This is a genomic window from Streptomyces sp. NPDC092369 (assembly GCF_044755245.1).
Classification (GTDB): domain Bacteria; phylum Actinomycetota; class Actinomycetes; order Streptomycetales; family Streptomycetaceae; genus Streptomyces.
The window spans coordinates 1,465,879-1,480,633 of the sequence record NZ_JBIVQP010000001.1 but is presented as its reverse complement, the minus strand read 5'-3'; the positions used below and the strand labels follow the sequence as shown (position 1 = coordinate 1,480,633).

Sequence of the window (14,755 nt, the reverse complement as noted above, 5' to 3'; positions counted from 1 at the left end):
AGTGACCGAATAGTCCGTTTCCGTGGCCGGTGTCCGGATCACCCGGAGGGCGGCCTCACCGTGCGTGACGGCCGGTTCGGGCGCACCCTGGTGCCATGAGCACGAAGACTTCCGAGCGCGGCGCCAGGAGCGGGGGCCGGGTGAGAGAGGTGATGACGCCCGCCCGGGTCGTCGTCGTCCTGCTCGCCGTTCTCGCCCTGATCTTCATCTTCGAGAACACCCGCGACACCAGGATCCGCCTGCTGATCCCCGAGGTCACGCTGCCGCTGTGGATGGCGCTGCTGGCCACGGGGCTCATCGGCGCCCTGTGCGGGGCCTATTTCATGAGGCGCAGGGACTGACCCGTCGTAGGGTGTCGGGATGCCGCACACCGCGTCCCGCTACCTCGCCGAAGGCCCCCGCGTGGGCATACGTCACTTCGCCTACGAGGACGGTGCCGAGTTCACCGCCCGTGCCCGGGAGAGCAAAGGGCTGCACCAGCCGTGGCTGTTCCCGCCGGACAGCTCGGACGGATATCTCGCCTACGCGAACCGGCTGATCAAGGACCCGACCAAGGCCGGGTTCCTGGTCTGCGAGAAGAGCGACGAAGCTGCCGGCGACGGGGAGACCGGGCGCGCCGACGGGGCCATCGCCGGATTCATCAACATCAACAACATCGTCGAGGGCGGTTTCCAGTGCGGCGCGCTCGGCTACGGCGCCTTCGCGCACGCCGCCGGGCGCGGGCTGATGCGCGCGGGCCTCGAACTCGTCGTGGCGTACGCCTTCGGGCCGATGCGGCTGCACCGTCTGGAGATCAACGCGCAACCCGGCAACGCCGCCTCGATCGCCCTGGCCCGGTCCTGCGGATTCCGCCTGGAGGGCTTCTCGCCGAACATGATCTACATCGACGGCGCCTGGCGGGACCACGAGCGCTGGGCGCTCACCGCCGAGATGCGGGCTTCCGGTTGATCTTCATGGTGTCGAGGTCGGTGACGGTCGACTTCAGCTCCCCGAAGCCGTAGCCGAGCCCGCGCAGCAGCGTCTCCGCCCGGTCCTCCGCGATCGCGCCCGCCATCTCCTCGCCGTCCGCCGCGTCCGACACCACCACGAACCGCATCGAGAAGTGCTTCAGCGGCGCCGGTTCGTACGACAGCGAGCCCTCCTCGGTGAAGCGCATGCTCGTCATCCCGTGGTCGCCGGCCTCGGCGAGGAGCCGCTCCCGGGCCGCTTCGGTCAGCCCGTCCCACGTGCCCCGCACGATCACCCGGTACGTGTGCTGCTCGCCCATCCGTCTGCTCCTACGTCGTTCTCCTGCGCTGAAGGGTCGACTGTACGGCGACGAGGATCTCCCGCCCACGGATTTTCCGCGCCCCCGATCCACCGTCCCCGCAGGTCGGCGCTTTTGCGCAATCCTGACCGGCAGGGACCCTGGCCAGCTCACCGGCGAGCGGCTTCCATGGTGATCGTGACGACGATCCGACGTGAGGTAATCACCCTGCCCGCAGCGGACCTTGGTCCGGACAACCCGCTGCCCCCGCTCCGGCCGCTCGACGAGGTGCACCGCGTCGAGGTACGGGACCGGGACGAGCTGCCGCGCGACATGGCCCGGCAGGTCGGACTCGCGCCCCTGCGCAGCCTGTTGCCGGTGCGCGTCCGGGACGGGTACGGCCGAGAGCGCGCGCCCCGGGACATCGACGCCCTCGTGATCGAGAACGACCGGCTGCGTGCCACCGTGCTGCCCGGACTCGGCGGCCGGGTCGCCTCGCTGTTCCACAAGCCCACCGGTCGTGAACTCCTCTACCGCAACCCGGTGTTCCAGCCCGCCAACTTCGCCCTCAACGGCGCCTGGTACTCCGGTGGCATCGAATGGAACATCGGCGCCACCGGCCACACCACCCTCTCCGTCGCCCCCTTGCACGCGGCCCGCGTCCCCGCCCCCGACGGCGGCGAGATGCTCCGCCTGTGGGAGTGGGAACGCCTGCGAGACCTGCCCTTCCAGGTCGACCTCTGGCTGCCGGAGGACTCCGACTTCCTCTACGTCGGTGTCCGCGTCCGCAATCCGCACGAGAAGCCCGTGCCCACCTACTGGTGGTCCAACATCGCCGTGCCCGAGGAGCGCCGGGTGCTGGTGCCTGCGCGGGAGGCGTGGCGGTTCGGGTACGAGCGGCGACTGCGGAAGGTGCCCGCGCCCGAGCACCCGGAGGTCCAGCAACTCCCTTGCGCGGCCGACTACTTCTACGACCTGCCCGATGAGCGGCGGCGCTGGATCGCCGCCCTCGACGAGGACGGGTACGGGCTGGTGCAGACCTCCACCGACGCGCTGCGGGGACGCAAGCTCTTCGTCTGGGGGAAGGGAACGGGCGGCAGGCGCTGGCAGGAGTGGCTCACCGAGCCGGGCACCGGCGGCTACTGCGAGATCCAGGCCGGGCTCGCGCGTACGCAGTTGGAGCATGTGCGACTGGACGCGGAGAGTGAGGTGTCGTGGCTGGAGGCGTACGGTCCGCTGAGCTCCCCGGGCACCGCCGACGAGGTGGAGGAGCACCTCGCGGCGGTCCTGCCGCGCGCCGATGTCGACGCCGCGTACGAGGCGTGGAAGCCGCACGCCGACGCCGAACCCGGTGAGATCCTCGCCGTCGGCTCCGGCTGGGGCGCGCTCGAAGTCCTGCGCGCCGACTGGAAGTTGCCCGGCACGCCCTTCGACGAGAGCACGCTGGGCGAGGACCAGGAGCCCTGGCGGCAGTTGCTGCGCGCCGGGTCCTTCCCCGACCCCCGCCGGGTGCGGCCGCCCGGCGAGACGCTGGTGGCCAGGCACTGGCGGGACATGCTGGAGACCGCACCCGCCACCCCGCTCACCGAGTACCACCTCGGCGTCGCCCAGTGGCACGACGGCGATCAGGCGCAGGCGGTGCGCAGTTGGGAGCGGGCGCTCGAACTCGCCCCCTCCCTCTGGCCGTTGCTGCGCTGCCTCGCCGTCGCCGACCACGAGGCCGGCAACCACGAGCGAGCCGCCGACCGGTACGCGGAGGCCTTCGACGACCTGTGCCACGAGCGGCGCGACACCGGCGCTTCCTGGACAGCCGCCACGGCCGCGCTGGGCCGCGAGGCGATCGAGGCGCTGCTCGCGGTACGCCGTACCGAGCAGGCGCGCGCCGTCTGGGACCGCCTGCACCCCGCGACCCGGGAGCGCGGCCGGTTCCGCCTGATCGAGGCCAGCCTGCTCCTGGCGGAAGGCCGGCGCGAGGAGGCACGGGCCGTCTTCGACACCGGCTTCGAGGTCGCCGACCTGCGGGAGGGCGCGGAGGCCATCGGACGCCTGTGGGCCCGGGTCGCCGAGGAGCCGCTGCCGGACCGCTACGACTTCCGGATGCGACCGCAGGAGGAGTGAGGAGCGGGGCGATCGCTGCGTGCCTGCCGGGGCCGCCGGCGTACTGATCCGGGCGGTTCGGACGGGAGGGGCGCTCGCTCGGCGGAGCCCGGACGGGGCGCTCACCGCGGCGGCGGCCTGCGCTGCCGTTTTCGGTCCGGGCTCGGCCGGGGTCCGGCGTCGCTATACGTTGCGGTCCACGTACTCGTACACCACACCGTCCGGGTGCACCGCGATCAGGTTGCGGCCCGCCGGGGTGGCCACCGGGCCCGCGACGACGCGGGCGCCGAGTTCGGTGAGTACGCGGTTGGCCTCGTCGACGTCCTTCACGGCGATCGTCGCGGAGACCTTGCGCAGTACTTCCAGCTCGGCCTCGGGGCCGCTCATCAGCAGGAAGCAGCCGACGGCGGCGACCTGGACGCCGGCGCGTTCGAAGCGCAGGGCGGTGCCGCCCGCGAGCCGTTCGTAGAAGGGGACCGCGGTCTCCAGGTCCTCGACGCAGATCCGCAGCGTGGCTCCCAGAATGTCCATACGGACGAGCCTAGTTCGCACCGGCGGGAGACGTGATCGCTTCCGGCGATCGGTTTCGGCCGGGGCCCGTCTCGGCGCGCGCCGGAGCGCGGCCGCACGTTTGGCCGCGCCGACCAGGGGGACGCGGACAGTCCGGACCGAGGTGCAACGACCACTTCCGTGACGCTTTTCCAACCGACCGACTACTTTCCGTATCTGCCTCCGTTGCCCCAAGGAGAGTCATGAACACCGCCGAACTCGCCGAACTGGGCCAGCAGTTGCGCGTGGACAGTGTGCGGGCCGCCGCAGCCGCGAACTCCGGACACCCGACGTCGTCGATGTCCGCCGCCGATCTGATGGCCGTCCTCGTCGCGCATCACTTCCGCTACGACTTCGACCGGCCCGCGCACCCCGGCAACGACCGTTTCGTCCTGTCCAAGGGACACGCCTCACCGCTGCTCTACGCCGCTTACAAGGCCGCCGGTGCCATCGACGACGCCGAGCTGCTGACCTTCCGTACGCGGGGCAGCCGGCTCGAAGGGCATCCGACGCCGCGCAGGCTGCCGTGGGTCGAGACGGCCACCGGCTCGCTCGGCCAGGGCCTCCCCGTCGGCGTCGGCATCGCGCTGTCCGGCAAGAACCTGGACCGCGTCGGATACCGCGTGTGGGTGCTGTGCGGGGACAGCGAGCTGGCCGAGGGCTCCGTGTGGGAGGCCGCCGAGCACGCCGCGTACGAGCATCTCGACAACCTCACCGCGATCGTCGACGTCAACCGGCTCGGGCAGCGCGGACCGACCCGGCACGGCCACGACCTGCACGCCTACGCGCGCCGCTTCGAGGCGTTCGGCTGGCACACCGTCGAGGTGGACGGGCACGACGTCGACGCGATCGAACGCGCCTACGGCGAGGCCGAGTCGACCATCGGCCGGCCCACCGTGATCCTCGCGCGCACCCTCAAGGGCAAGGGCGTCGCCTCCGTCCAGGACCGCGAGGGCCTGCACGGCAAACCGCTGCCGGAGCCCGAGGAGGCCATCGCCGAACTCGGCGGGCAGCGCGGCCTGCGCGTCCACGTACAGGCACCGCCCGCCGCGCGCATGCTGCACTCCGTGGACGGCGGCGGGGTGCTCGAACTGCCCCGTTGGGACAAGGGGGACGACGGCAAGAGCGGCAAGGGCGTGGCCACCCGCGACGCCTTCGGGCAGGCGCTCGTCGCCCTCGGCACCGCACGCGGCGACGTCGTCGCCCTCGACGGCGAGGTCGGCGACTCCACCAAGGCCGAGCTCTTCGCCAAGGAGCACCCCGAGCGCTACTTCGAGTGCTACATCGCCGAACAGCAGATGGTGGCGACGGCCGTGGGCCTCGCCGCGCGCGGCTGGGTCCCGTACGCCACCACCTTCGCGGCGTTCCTCACGCGCGCGTACGACTTCGTGCGGATGGCGTCGATCAGCGGGGCCGGTATCAACCTCGTCGGCTCGCACGCGGGCGTGTCGATCGGACAGGACGGGCCCTCGCAGATGGGCCTCGAAGACCTCGCGATGATGCGCGCGGTGCACGGCTCGACCGTGCTGTACCCGTGCGACGCCAACCAGACCGCGCAGCTCGTCACGCAGATGGCGGGCCTGGACGGCGTCCGCTATCTGCGTACCTCGCGCGGCGAGACCCCGGTGATCTACGGCCCCGACGAGCAGTTCCCCGTCGGCGGCAGCAAGGTGCTGCGCTCCTCCGACCGGGATCGGCTCACGATCGTCGCCGCGGGCGTCACCGTCCACGAGGCGCTGGCCGCCGCCGACGCGCTGGCGGAGCACGACATCGCCGTCCGGGTGATCGATCTCTACTCGGTCAAGCCCGTCGACCGGCTCACTCTGCGCCGGGCCGCCGAGGACACCGGCTGCCTGCTGACCGTGGAGGACCACCACGAGGAGGGTGGCCTCGGGGACGCCGTCCTGGACGCGTTCCTCGACGGACGGCCGGTGCCGCGGCTGGTGCGGCTTGCCGTACGGACGATGCCGGGCTCGGCGTCCCAGGCCGAGCAGCTGCACGCGGCGGGCATCGACGCCGAGTCGATCGCGGCGGCCGGCCGCCTGCTGGTCGAGGAGGCGGTCGTGCGGTGAGCCGCGACGAGGTACGCAGGGTCCGGGCCGGACACCGCACGGTCGAGGTGCACCGGCCAGGCAAGGTGCTCTTCCCCGGCGACGGGAAGGCGAAGGAGTACACCAAGGGCGACCTCGTCGACTACTACCGCTCGGCGGCCCCGCTCATGGTGCCGCACCTGCGCGGCCGTCCCCTGATGCTGGAACGGCATCCGGACGGGCTCGACGGGCCCCGCTTCATGCAGAAGAACACCCCGGAGAGCTACCCGGACTGGATCACCCGCGTCGAGGTGCCGAAGGAGGGCGGGACGGTTCTGCACACCGTGTGCGACGACTCCGCCACCCTCGTGTACCTCGCCGACCAGGCCTGTCTCACCGTGCACCGGTGGCTGTCGCGGGTCGGGCGGATCGAGCTGCCCGACCGGATGGTCTTCGACCTCGACCCGGCCGACGACGACTTCGCCGCCGTGCGCGAGGCGGCCTGGCTCCTCGGGGAGCTGCTGGACCGCCTGAAACTGCCGTCCGTTCTGATGACCACCGGTTCCCGGGGCCTGCACGTGATCGTGCCCCTCGACGGCCGCAGCGACGTCGACGAGGTCCGCGTCTTCGCCCGCGACCTCGCCGACCATCTCGCGGACGCCCACCCGGACCGGCTCACCACCGCCGCGCGCAAGAAGGACCGCGGGCACCGGCTCTACCTGGATGTGGGGCGCAACGCCTACGCGCAGACCGCGGTCGCGCCGCTCTCCGTCCGCGCCCTGCCGGGCGCCCCCGTGGCCACGCCCATCGCCTGGACGCAGCTCGACGACCCGGGCCTGGGCGCCCGCCGGTGGACGATCGCCGACGCCCTGGAACAGGCCCGCACCGACCCCTGGGGCGGGATCATGCGGACGCGCCGCGCCCTGGGACCGGCGCGGCGCAGGCTGGACGCGGTACGGGGGCGCGGCGCGTGATCGCGCCGCGCCCCCGGCTCATCGCGAGTGACAGGTCAGGCGCACTGTCATGGGCATCGACTCACCATCGATACCAGCGGCCGCGGCCGCCGGCCGATGTCGTGCCGCGCATCAGGAAGCCGAGCAGCCACAGCACCAGAACCACCAGCGCGACCCACCACAGCAGCTTCAGTGCGAAGCCGGCGCCGAAGAGGACCAGGACCAGAAGCAGGACAAGCAGAATCGGAACCATGTTGTGAACCTCCTGCCCTCCGAGTAACCCGAAGACGGAGATTCAGACGTCCTTCCGGCACAAGATCTCCGCATGCAGGACGGAGAACCATCCATCCTCCTGCCGCCCCCACTCGCGCCATGCCTCCGACACGGCCCGCAGCTGCTCCGGGGTCGCGTGACCGCCCCCCGTGGCCCGCTCGGCGTAGGCCGACGCCAGCGTCCGGTCCGCCCACAGGCCGCTCCACCAGGCCCGTTCCTCCGCGGTGGAGAAGGTCCAGGTGGACGAGGTCGCCGTGATGTCGGTCAGTCCCGCCGCCAGCGCCCAGGACTTCAGCCGCCGTCCGGCGTCCGGTTCGCCGCCGTTGGCCCGGGCCACCCGCCGGTACAGGTCCAGCCAGTCGTCCATCCCTCGGGACGCCGGGTACCAGGTCATGGCCGCGTAGTCCCCGTCGCGGACGGCGATGAAGCCGGTCGGTCTGGTGACCCGCCTCATTTCCCGCAGCGCCTGCACCGGATCGCTGACGTGCTGGAGCACCTGGTGGGCGTGGACCACGCAGAACGTGTCGTCCGGGAAGTCCAGCGCGTGGACGTCTGCGACCGCGAAGTCCACGTTGTCCAGGCCCCGTTCGGCCGCCGTCGCCCGCGCCTGCTCCAGGACGCCGGGCGCCTGGTCGACGCCGGTGACGTGCCCGTCGGGGACCAGCTCCGCCAGGTCGGCGGTGATCGTGCCGGGGCCGCAGCCGATGTCCAGGATCTTCATGTGCGGCTTGAGCGAACCGAGCAGGTAGGCCGCGGAGTTGGCGGCGGTCCGCCAGGTGTGCGAACGCAGCACCGACTCGTGGTGGCCGTGCGTGTAGACGGCGGTCTCCTGCTGCCTGGACATGGCTGGTCCCCTCTCGACGTACCTGCTCGCGGGGCGCGCACGGCCCCGTCGGCGGTACGCCTCACGGTACGCGCGCATGCCGAATGATGAGACCCGCGTATTGAGATGTGGACTGATGGATCGTCAGATGCTGGGCAGCGGTCGGTAGACCCGCAGGGCGTGCGGCAGCTTCTCCACCGTCACCCGGCCGGCCACCTCGGTGACCTCGCCGTCGTAGGCGAGGAGCGTCCCGGGGGCCACGCCGTCCAGGCGCAGGCGGGTGACCTGGACCGCCGCGTGCGCGGGGGAGCGGGTCAGCGGGCCCGCGGCCGCCGCCGCGAGCAGCCGCAGCGCCGGGCGCCGGCCACCGTGCACCACCCGGACGTCGAGCCGGCCGTCCGCCAGGTCGAGCCGGCGGGCCGGGGCCAGGCCCATCCGGTGGTAGGTGCCGTTGCCGACGAACAGCAGCCACAGCGGGTGGGCCTCGCCGCCGACCTCGGCCTGCAGCGGGTGCTGGTCCGACCGCAGCACGCGCAGCGCCCCGAGCACCCCGGCCGGCCAGCCGCCGATCCGCTCCGACCAGCGCTCCCGTTCCCGCACCAGCTGCGGATAGACGCCCAGGCTGAACGTGTTGAGGAAGATGCCCTTGATGGCGCCCGCGTCGAACCGGGCGACGTCCACCCGCACGCCCTCACCGCCCTGGATCGCGCGGGCCAGGGCGCGGGCGTCCTCCACGCCCAGGTCGTAGGCGAAGTGGTTGAGGGTGCCGCCGGGCAGCACGGCGAGCGGCAGGTCGTGGCGCAGGGCGATCCCGGCCGCGGTGTTCACCGTGCCGTCGCCGCCGCACACACCGAGCACCGTGGCGCGGGCCGCCGCCTTCTCCAACTCCGCCTGAAGGTCGACCGGTTCAGACTCGATGATCTCGGCGAGCGGCAGCAGATCACGCAGCGCGCGCACCCGGTCGGCGGTGCCCGAGGCGGTGTTGGCGACCATGACCAGACCCTCGCCGTCCGGCAGCGTCGGCAGCTCGGTACGGGGCCGGGCCGGCGACACCGACCGGACCCGGGTCGGCACCAGACCCCGTACGGCGAATCCGGCGACCGTGCCGAGGACCGCGCCCGCGAGCACGTCGCTCGGGAAGTGGACGCCGGTGTACACGCGGGACATCGCCACCGAGAAGGCGACCGGGCCGACCGCGGCGCCCCAGGCCGGCGACTCCAGGGCCACCCCGGTCGCGAAGGCCGCCGCCGACGCGGCGTGACCGGAGGGGAAGGACGTGGTGATCGGCTGCCGCTTCAGCTGCCGGGCGACCGGTACGGGATCCAGGACGGGACGCGGTCGCCGTATCGACCGCTTGCCGACCGTGTTGATGGTCAGCGAGGCCACGCTGAGGGAGGCGAGTCCCCGGACGGCGGCGCGACGGGACCGTGGGGTGCGGGCCGCGGCCATCGCCGCCGCCGCGGCGAACCACAGCACACCGTGGTTCGCGGCCCGGCTCAGCCGCGGCAGGACGGGCTCCGCCGCCGGCCAGTTCCGCTCGGCCGCGAACTCGAACAGCCGGGAGTCGAGCGCGAGCAGCCGGTCCCGCAGCGGATGCAGGCCGGGCTTGGGAAGGGTGAGGTCGACGTCAGGGCTCATATGCTCCCGTTACCCTGAACTCGCCGTTTCTTGTCCGGCGGACGGCAACGACACCCGGAGGGTCCCCGCATGCGTCTGATTCTCGTCCGCCACGGCCAGACGCCGTCCAACGTCGCCTTCGTCCTGGACACGGCGATCCCAGGTCCGGGCCTGACCGACCTGGGCGAGCAACAGGCCGCCGCCCTGCCCGAGGCGCTCGCCGACGAGGACATCGAGGCCCTCTACGCCTCCACCATGGTCCGTACGCAGCTCACGGCCGCCCCGCTGGCCGCCGCGCGGGGCCTCGACGTGGTCGTCCGGGCCGGTATCCGCGAGCTGTCCGCGGGCGATCTGGACATGCTGCCGGGCGACTCGGAGCGGGCCCGGATCTACATGCGCACCGTGTTCGCCTGGGCCGCCGGGGACACCGAGCTGCGGATGCCGGGCGGTGAGAACGGTGTCGAGGCGCTCGCCCGCTACGACGCCGTCGTCGCCGAGGCCGCCGAGAGCGGCGCCGGGACGGTCGCCATGGTCAGCCACGGCGCTGCCATCCGCATGTGGACCGCGGCCCGCGCCGACAACGTCGACGTGCCCTTCGCCGCCGCCCACCCGCTCGACAACACCGGCGTGGTCGTCCTGGAGGGCTCGCCCGCCGACGGCTGGAAGGCCCTCTCCTGGGCGGGCGCGGTCGTGGCCCCGGCAGGCGAGGGCGGACCGGCCGGGCAGGCGCTGGGCTGAGGCCGCTTTCGAGAGACGGGCCGGGCGGGATAACGGTTTGCCCGACCCGCCGGAGGGCCCGCAGAATGCCTGTTCATGGGACACCTGGAAGCCGCACACCTCGAGTACTACCTTCCCGACGGGAGGGCGCTGCTCGGCGATGTGTCGTTCCGGGTGGGCGAAGGGGCCGTCGTGGCCCTGGTCGGGCCCAACGGCGCGGGCAAGACGACCCTGCTGAGGCTGATCTCCGGCGAGCTGAAACCGCACGGCGGGACCGTCACCGTCAGCGGCGGCCTCGGCGTGATGCGGCAGTTCGTGGGGTCCGTACGGGACGAGACGACCGTACGCGACCTGCTGGTGTCGGTCGCCCCGCCGCGCATCCAGGAGGCGGCGGGGGCCGTCGACCGGGCCGAGCACCTCATCATGACCGTCGACGACGAGGCGGCCCAACTCCAGTACGCGCAGGCCCTGTCCGACTGGGCCGAGGTGCACGGCTACGAGTTCGAGACCCTGTGGGACATGTGCACCATGGCCGCGCTCGGCGTGCCGTACGACAAGGCGCAGTTCCGGCAGGTGAGCACGCTGTCCGGCGGTGAGCAGAAGCGGCTCGTCCTGGAGGCGCTGCTGCGCGGTGCCGACGAGGTGCTGTTGCTCGACGAGCCGGACAACTACCTGGACGTGCCGGGCAAGCGGTGGCTGGAGGAGCGGCTGAAGGAGACCCGCAAGACGGTGCTCTTCGTCTCCCACGACCGTGAACTCCTCTCCCGTGCCGCCGAGAAGATCGTCTCCGTCGAGCCCTCGCCGGCCGGCGCCGACGCCTGGGTGCACGGCGGCGGCTTCGCCACGTACCACGAGGCCCGGCGTGAACGCTTCGCCCGCTTCGAGGAGTTGCGGCGCCGCTGGGACGAGAAGCACGCACAGCTGAAGAAGCTGGTGCTGAACCTCCGTCAGGCGGCGTCCATCAGCCATGAGTTGGCCTCCCGCTACCAGGCCGCCCAGACCCGGCTGCGCAAGTTCGAGGAGGCGGGCCCGCCGCCGGAGCCGCCGCGCGAGCAGGACATCACGATGCGGCTCAAGGGCGGCCGTACCGGTGTAAGGGCGGTCACCGTCAAGGGACTTGAGCTGACCGGTCTGATGAAGCCCTTCGACCTGGAGGTCTTCTACGGCGAGCGCGTCGCCGTCCTCGGCTCCAACGGCTCGGGCAAGTCGCACTTCCTGCGGCTGCTGGCCGGCGAGGAGGTGGCGCACACGGGGGAGTGGAAGCTGGGCGCGCGGGTCGTGCCGGGCCACTTCGCCCAGACCCACGCCCACCCGGAGCTGCGGGGCCGCACGCTCCTGGACATCCTGTGGTCGGAGCACTCCCAGGACCGGGGCGCGGCCTCGTCCCGACTGCGCCGCTACGAGCTGACGAACCAGGCCGAGCAGACCTTCGACCGCCTCTCCGGCGGCCAGCAGGCCCGCTTCCAGATCCTCCTGCTGGAACTGGAGGGCGTCACCGCCCTCCTCCTCGACGAGCCCACCGACAACCTCGACCTGGAGTCCGCCGAGGCACTCCAGGAGGGCCTGGAGGCCTTCGACGGCACGGTCCTCGCGGTCACCCACGACCGCTGGTTCGCCCGCTCCTTCGACCGCTACCTGGTCTTCGGAAGCGACGGCCGGGTCCGCGAGACGCCGGAGCCGGTGTGGGACGAGCGGCGGGTGGAGCGGGTCCGGTAGGCGCGGTGCCGGGTGGGGCCGCGCCCAGCGGTGCGGTCCGGGCGGCTGTGCCGCTTCGGAGGACCGCGGGCGGGGTTGTTCGTACAGTGGGTGAGGAGACGCCGGCTCCACGGGCACCCTTCCGGAGCCGTACCCACGACGAGCGGGGCACCACGATGACCGGAGTCGAGCCCAGCCGACTGGACGACCAGCAGCTCATGAAGGAGCTGGAGACGATCCACCGCACGCGCCACGACACCCTGCTGCACGGCTCCGTCGACGCCCTGCGGGCGCACAACGTCCGCATGGCGTCACTGGAGGGCGAGTTCCTGCGCCGCAATCCGGAGCGCATGGTCGCCGCGGGCCGCACCCGCGAGGGTGCGCGGGAGCGGTCCGCCGGCAACTGACCTACCCGCGCCGCTCGGCGGCCGCGCCGACGAGGGCGTCGGTCAGTTCCTGGACGCTGGTGTAGCGGGCCGTGTGGGGCAGGCGCGCCACCGGGTCGGCCAGGGCATCGGGCGCGTGCGCGTCCTGGAGGGTGAGGGCCAGGGCGAGCGGGTCGGCCGGGAACGAGTGGCGGCCCAGATAGCGGGAGAGTTCCAGGCGGATCGCCTCCGGGGGTGCGGACGGACTGCCGGGTGCGATCGGACCGCCCGCGTGCTCCGGGTCGTCCTCGGCGGCCGGCTCGGAGCCGTGCCGCTCCTCGGCCCGGGTGGGGTGGCCGGACCTGAGCAGGTCCCGCAGTTCGTGCTTCAACTCCTCGTCGCGGTGGGCGCTGAGCCGGTTGCTGCCTCGCTGCATGTGTCCCTCCTGAGTCGTCGGACCGGATCTTCGGCGCCTACCCGAACAGCGGTCGCCGACACGGGTGTTTGCGCGGAGAAGTCGAGGGCAGGCGGAGGTCAAGTGCTTCGGACCGGAGGCACGTCCGTGGGAACGGCTCCATCGCCGCCACGGCCGTGTCCGTCCGGATATCGGCCGCATTTCCCACGGTGACCTTCATCCGAAGCACCACTGAGGGAGTTGCGACGCAACATGCCCACCAAAGCGAGCGCGAAGCACCACCCGCACGACGACGCCCCCGACACCGCGGAGGCCTTCCGCAGGCTCGCCGCGCTACCCGCCGGCCAGCAACGGGACACCCTGCGCGAGAAGGTGGTCGAGGCCTGGCTGCCGATGGCCGACCGGCTCGCGGGACGGTTCCGCAGCCGTGGCGAGAGCCTCGACGACCTGCGCCAGGTCGCGGCCCTCGGCCTGGTCAAGGCCGTTGACCGCTACGACCCCGCCCTCGGCAACGCCTTCGAGAGCTATGCCGTACCCACCATCACCGGCGAGATCAAGCGGCACTTCCGGGACCACATGTGGACCGTGCACGTGCCGCGCCGGGTCCAGGACCTGCGCAACCGTGTCCGGTTCGCCAGCCAGGACCTGTCGCAGACCGTCTCCGGCCGCCGCCCCACCGTCGCGGAGATCGCCGAGCAGGCGAACATGAGCGAGGAGGACGCGCAGGCCGGCCTCGAGGCGCTGGAGAGCTTCACGGCGCTGTCGCTCGACGCGGAGCTGCCCGGCAGCAACGACGGCTACTCGCTGAGCGACGCGCTCGGCGCGCCCGACGGCCGACTGGACACGGTGGTGGACCGCGAGGCCGTCGCGCCCCGCCTCGCCGCCCTGCCCGAGCGCGAGCGGACCATCCTCTACATGCGGTTCTTCGACGACATGACGCAGAGCCGCATCGCCGAGCAGCTGGGTATCTCCCAGATGCACGTCTCCCGGCTCATCAACCGGTGCTGCACCCAGGTGCGGGACCAGGTCCTGAGCGGCGCGGCCTAGGCCCCCGCGGGGCACGGGCTCGCGGGGGGCACGGGGCCACGGGGCCAAGGGGCCAGGAATCCATGGGCCCCGGGGGAGTCCTCCGCATGTCACCCGGTCGGCCGTGCGCGTCCCGCGAATGGTGTCCGGCCGCGCGCGCGGCGCCGTCGGGCGGGCTGTGATGGCTGCGGGGCACGAACTCCGTGTCCCCGCAGCCGCCGGCCGAAGGAGCCCTTCCCATGCGCCGCACCGCCCGTGTCCTGTCCGCCGCCGCCCTGGCCGGTGCCGCGCTCGGCGCCGCCGCCTCGGACGCCTTCGCGGACCCGGCCGCGGAGGTCAGTCCGGGCAACGTCTCACCGGGCGGCAGCGTCACCGTCTCGGTCTCCTGCGACGCCACGAGCGGCTCCGCGCCCGCCACCCTCGACGCCACCTCGCAGGCATTCGACGACGGCACCGTCCAGCTCCAGCGCGTGGCCGGCAACGACGACGCGATCGCCGGGCCCGCCTACCGCGGCACCGCCCGCATCGCCCCCGCCGACGACTTCCCGGACCGCGGCCCCGATGCGGTGACCCGGGACTCCGCGTGGACCGTCGACGGCACCTGCCCGGCGGCACCCGGCGGCCAGGGCAAGGCCTGGAGCGCCACCTTCACCGTGACCCGCGGCAGCGGCGGTGGCGGCGACGGCGGCGATGGCGGCCGGACCTGCGCCGAACCCCACGCCCGGACCCAGGTCGAGCCGCACACCGAGGATTGCGCGGCCGCCCCGGTCCAACGGGGCGTCGAGGCCGGCGAGGGCGGCACCTTCACCGACTCCGTGCCTGCCCTGGTCGCCGGCGGTGTCCTGATCGCGGGCGGTCTGGGCGCCGCCGCGTACCGGCTGCGCCACCGGGACGCCGCCGTGGACAGGTGACCGGGCGGACCGCGTCCGGCACCGCCCGGGTGACCGGA

At 72.8% G+C, this 14,755-nt stretch carries 16 protein-coding genes; 10 read left to right on the top strand and 6 right to left on the bottom strand.

Translation table 11 applies throughout. The features are described from left to right. Positions 1 to 95: 95 nt before the first annotated feature. Positions 96 to 341 carry a DUF1049 domain-containing protein gene (locus ACIQI8_RS06515; RefSeq protein WP_402345520.1) on the top strand — a complete coding sequence of 82 codons (246 nt, stop codon included), beginning with the start codon at positions 96 to 98 and terminating at the stop codon, positions 339 to 341. A gap of 19 nt (positions 342 to 360) precedes the next feature. Continuing rightward, positions 361 to 948 carry a GNAT family N-acetyltransferase gene (locus ACIQI8_RS06510; RefSeq protein WP_402345518.1) on the top strand — a complete coding sequence of 196 codons (588 nt, stop codon included), beginning with the start codon at positions 361 to 363 and terminating at the stop codon, positions 946 to 948. Here ACIQI8_RS06510 and ACIQI8_RS06505 read toward each other — a convergent pair. Next, positions 920 to 1,267 carry a DUF6204 family protein gene (locus ACIQI8_RS06505; protein WP_402345516.1) on the bottom strand — a complete coding sequence of 116 codons (348 nt, stop codon included), beginning with the start codon at positions 1,265 to 1,267 and terminating at the stop codon, positions 920 to 922. The genes ACIQI8_RS06510 and ACIQI8_RS06505 overlap by 29 nt on opposite strands. A gap of 168 nt (positions 1,268 to 1,435) precedes the next feature. Here ACIQI8_RS06505 and ACIQI8_RS06500 point away from each other — a divergent pair, with 168 nt between their 5' ends. Further along, positions 1,436 to 3,364: a DUF5107 domain-containing protein gene (locus ACIQI8_RS06500; protein ID WP_402345514.1), complete on the top strand. Its 1,929-nt coding sequence runs from the start codon at positions 1,436 to 1,438 to the stop codon at positions 3,362 to 3,364. Positions 3,365 to 3,526: 162 nt separating this feature from the next. On the opposite strand, the gene ACIQI8_RS06495 is transcribed toward ACIQI8_RS06500, so the two are convergent. Next, complete coding sequence (locus ACIQI8_RS06495) at positions 3,527 to 3,874, bottom strand: VOC family protein (RefSeq protein WP_402345512.1); 348 nt, start codon at positions 3,872 to 3,874, stop codon at positions 3,527 to 3,529. A 221-nt stretch (positions 3,875 to 4,095) separates the two neighbouring features. Between ACIQI8_RS06495 and ACIQI8_RS06490 the strand changes: the two genes are divergently transcribed. Together ACIQI8_RS06490 and ligD are read left to right on the top strand one after the other, a co-directional pair. After that, complete coding sequence (locus ACIQI8_RS06490) at positions 4,096 to 5,964, top strand: transketolase (protein ID WP_402345510.1); 1,869 nt, start codon at positions 4,096 to 4,098, stop codon at positions 5,962 to 5,964. After that, the gene (ligD, locus tag ACIQI8_RS06485; protein WP_402345508.1) at positions 5,961 to 6,896 is read left to right on the top strand and encodes a non-homologous end-joining DNA ligase; all 936 of its coding nucleotides are present in this window, start codon (positions 5,961 to 5,963) and stop codon (positions 6,894 to 6,896) included. Before ACIQI8_RS06490 ends, ligD begins: the two co-directional genes overlap by 4 nt. A gap of 61 nt (positions 6,897 to 6,957) precedes the next feature. Here the strand turns inward: ligD and ACIQI8_RS06480 are convergent, their stop codons facing one another. The 3 genes from ACIQI8_RS06480 to ACIQI8_RS06470 form a co-directional block, all read right to left on the bottom strand. Beyond that, the gene (locus ACIQI8_RS06480) at positions 6,958 to 7,128 is read right to left on the bottom strand and encodes a hydrophobic protein (protein WP_402345506.1); all 171 of its coding nucleotides are present in this window, start codon (positions 7,126 to 7,128) and stop codon (positions 6,958 to 6,960) included. 42 nt (positions 7,129 to 7,170) lie between these two features. Then, positions 7,171 to 7,992: a class I SAM-dependent methyltransferase gene (locus tag ACIQI8_RS06475; protein ID WP_402345504.1), complete on the bottom strand. Its 822-nt coding sequence runs from the start codon at positions 7,990 to 7,992 to the stop codon at positions 7,171 to 7,173. Between the two features lie 123 nt (positions 7,993 to 8,115). Next, on the bottom strand, positions 8,116 to 9,609 hold the full coding sequence (locus ACIQI8_RS06470; RefSeq protein ID WP_402345502.1) for a bifunctional phosphatase PAP2/diacylglycerol kinase family protein: 1,494 nt from the start codon (positions 9,607 to 9,609) through the stop codon (positions 8,116 to 8,118). 69 nt (positions 9,610 to 9,678) lie between these two features. Here ACIQI8_RS06470 and ACIQI8_RS06465 point away from each other — a divergent pair, with 69 nt between their 5' ends. The 3 genes from ACIQI8_RS06465 (at position 9,679) to ACIQI8_RS06455 (ending at position 12,407) form a co-directional block, all read left to right on the top strand. Next, positions 9,679 to 10,326, top strand: coding sequence for a histidine phosphatase family protein (locus tag ACIQI8_RS06465; protein WP_402345500.1), 648 nt, complete (start codon positions 9,679 to 9,681; stop codon positions 10,324 to 10,326). A 75-nt stretch (positions 10,327 to 10,401) separates the two neighbouring features. Then, positions 10,402 to 12,021, top strand: coding sequence for an ABC-F family ATP-binding cassette domain-containing protein (locus ACIQI8_RS06460; RefSeq protein ID WP_402345498.1), 1,620 nt, complete (start codon positions 10,402 to 10,404; stop codon positions 12,019 to 12,021). Between the two features lie 155 nt (positions 12,022 to 12,176). Beyond that, positions 12,177 to 12,407: a DUF6158 family protein gene (locus ACIQI8_RS06455; protein ID WP_402345497.1), complete on the top strand. Its 231-nt coding sequence runs from the start codon at positions 12,177 to 12,179 to the stop codon at positions 12,405 to 12,407. Between the two features lies 1 nt (position 12,408). Here the strand turns inward: ACIQI8_RS06455 and ACIQI8_RS06450 are convergent, their stop codons facing one another. Next, complete coding sequence (locus tag ACIQI8_RS06450) at positions 12,409 to 12,801, bottom strand: DUF2795 domain-containing protein (protein ID WP_402345495.1); 393 nt, start codon at positions 12,799 to 12,801, stop codon at positions 12,409 to 12,411. Between the two features lie 231 nt (positions 12,802 to 13,032). On the opposite strand from ACIQI8_RS06450, the gene ACIQI8_RS06445 reads away from it, so the two are divergent. Both ACIQI8_RS06445 and ACIQI8_RS06440 read left to right on the top strand, forming a co-directional pair. Next, positions 13,033 to 13,827 carry an RNA polymerase sigma factor SigF gene (locus ACIQI8_RS06445; protein WP_402345493.1) on the top strand — a complete coding sequence of 265 codons (795 nt, stop codon included), beginning with the start codon at positions 13,033 to 13,035 and terminating at the stop codon, positions 13,825 to 13,827. A gap of 218 nt (positions 13,828 to 14,045) precedes the next feature. Continuing rightward, positions 14,046 to 14,717, top strand: coding sequence for a hypothetical protein (locus ACIQI8_RS06440; protein ID WP_402345491.1), 672 nt, complete (start codon positions 14,046 to 14,048; stop codon positions 14,715 to 14,717). Positions 14,718 to 14,755 lie beyond the last annotated feature (38 nt).

Coding starts and splice junctions, on each gene's coding strand:
- ACIQI8_RS06515 (WP_402345520.1), top strand. CDS start 96: ATGAGCACGAAGACTTCCGAGCGCGGCGCCAGGAGCGGGGGCCGGGTG.
- ACIQI8_RS06500 (WP_402345514.1), top strand. CDS start 1,436: ATGGTGATCGTGACGACGATCCGACGTGAGGTAATCACCCTGCCCGCA.
- ACIQI8_RS06505 (WP_402345516.1), bottom strand. CDS start 1,267: ATGGGCGAGCAGCACACGTACCGGGTGATCGTGCGGGGCACGTGGGAC.
- ACIQI8_RS06440 (WP_402345491.1), top strand. CDS start 14,046: ATGCGCCGCACCGCCCGTGTCCTGTCCGCCGCCGCCCTGGCCGGTGCC.
- ACIQI8_RS06470 (WP_402345502.1), bottom strand. CDS start 9,609: ATGAGCCCTGACGTCGACCTCACCCTTCCCAAGCCCGGCCTGCATCCG.
- ACIQI8_RS06460 (WP_402345498.1), top strand. CDS start 10,402: ATGGGACACCTGGAAGCCGCACACCTCGAGTACTACCTTCCCGACGGG.
- ACIQI8_RS06495 (WP_402345512.1), bottom strand. CDS start 3,874: ATGGACATTCTGGGAGCCACGCTGCGGATCTGCGTCGAGGACCTGGAG.
- ACIQI8_RS06510 (WP_402345518.1), top strand. CDS start 361: ATGCCGCACACCGCGTCCCGCTACCTCGCCGAAGGCCCCCGCGTGGGC.
- ACIQI8_RS06475 (WP_402345504.1), bottom strand. CDS start 7,992: ATGTCCAGGCAGCAGGAGACCGCCGTCTACACGCACGGCCACCACGAG.
- ACIQI8_RS06445 (WP_402345493.1), top strand. CDS start 13,033: ATGCCCACCAAAGCGAGCGCGAAGCACCACCCGCACGACGACGCCCCC.
- ACIQI8_RS06490 (WP_402345510.1), top strand. CDS start 4,096: ATGAACACCGCCGAACTCGCCGAACTGGGCCAGCAGTTGCGCGTGGAC.
- ACIQI8_RS06480 (WP_402345506.1), bottom strand. CDS start 7,128: ATGGTTCCGATTCTGCTTGTCCTGCTTCTGGTCCTGGTCCTCTTCGGC.
- ACIQI8_RS06465 (WP_402345500.1), top strand. CDS start 9,679: ATGCGTCTGATTCTCGTCCGCCACGGCCAGACGCCGTCCAACGTCGCC.
- ACIQI8_RS06455 (WP_402345497.1), top strand. CDS start 12,177: ATGACCGGAGTCGAGCCCAGCCGACTGGACGACCAGCAGCTCATGAAG.
- ACIQI8_RS06450 (WP_402345495.1), bottom strand. CDS start 12,801: ATGCAGCGAGGCAGCAACCGGCTCAGCGCCCACCGCGACGAGGAGTTG.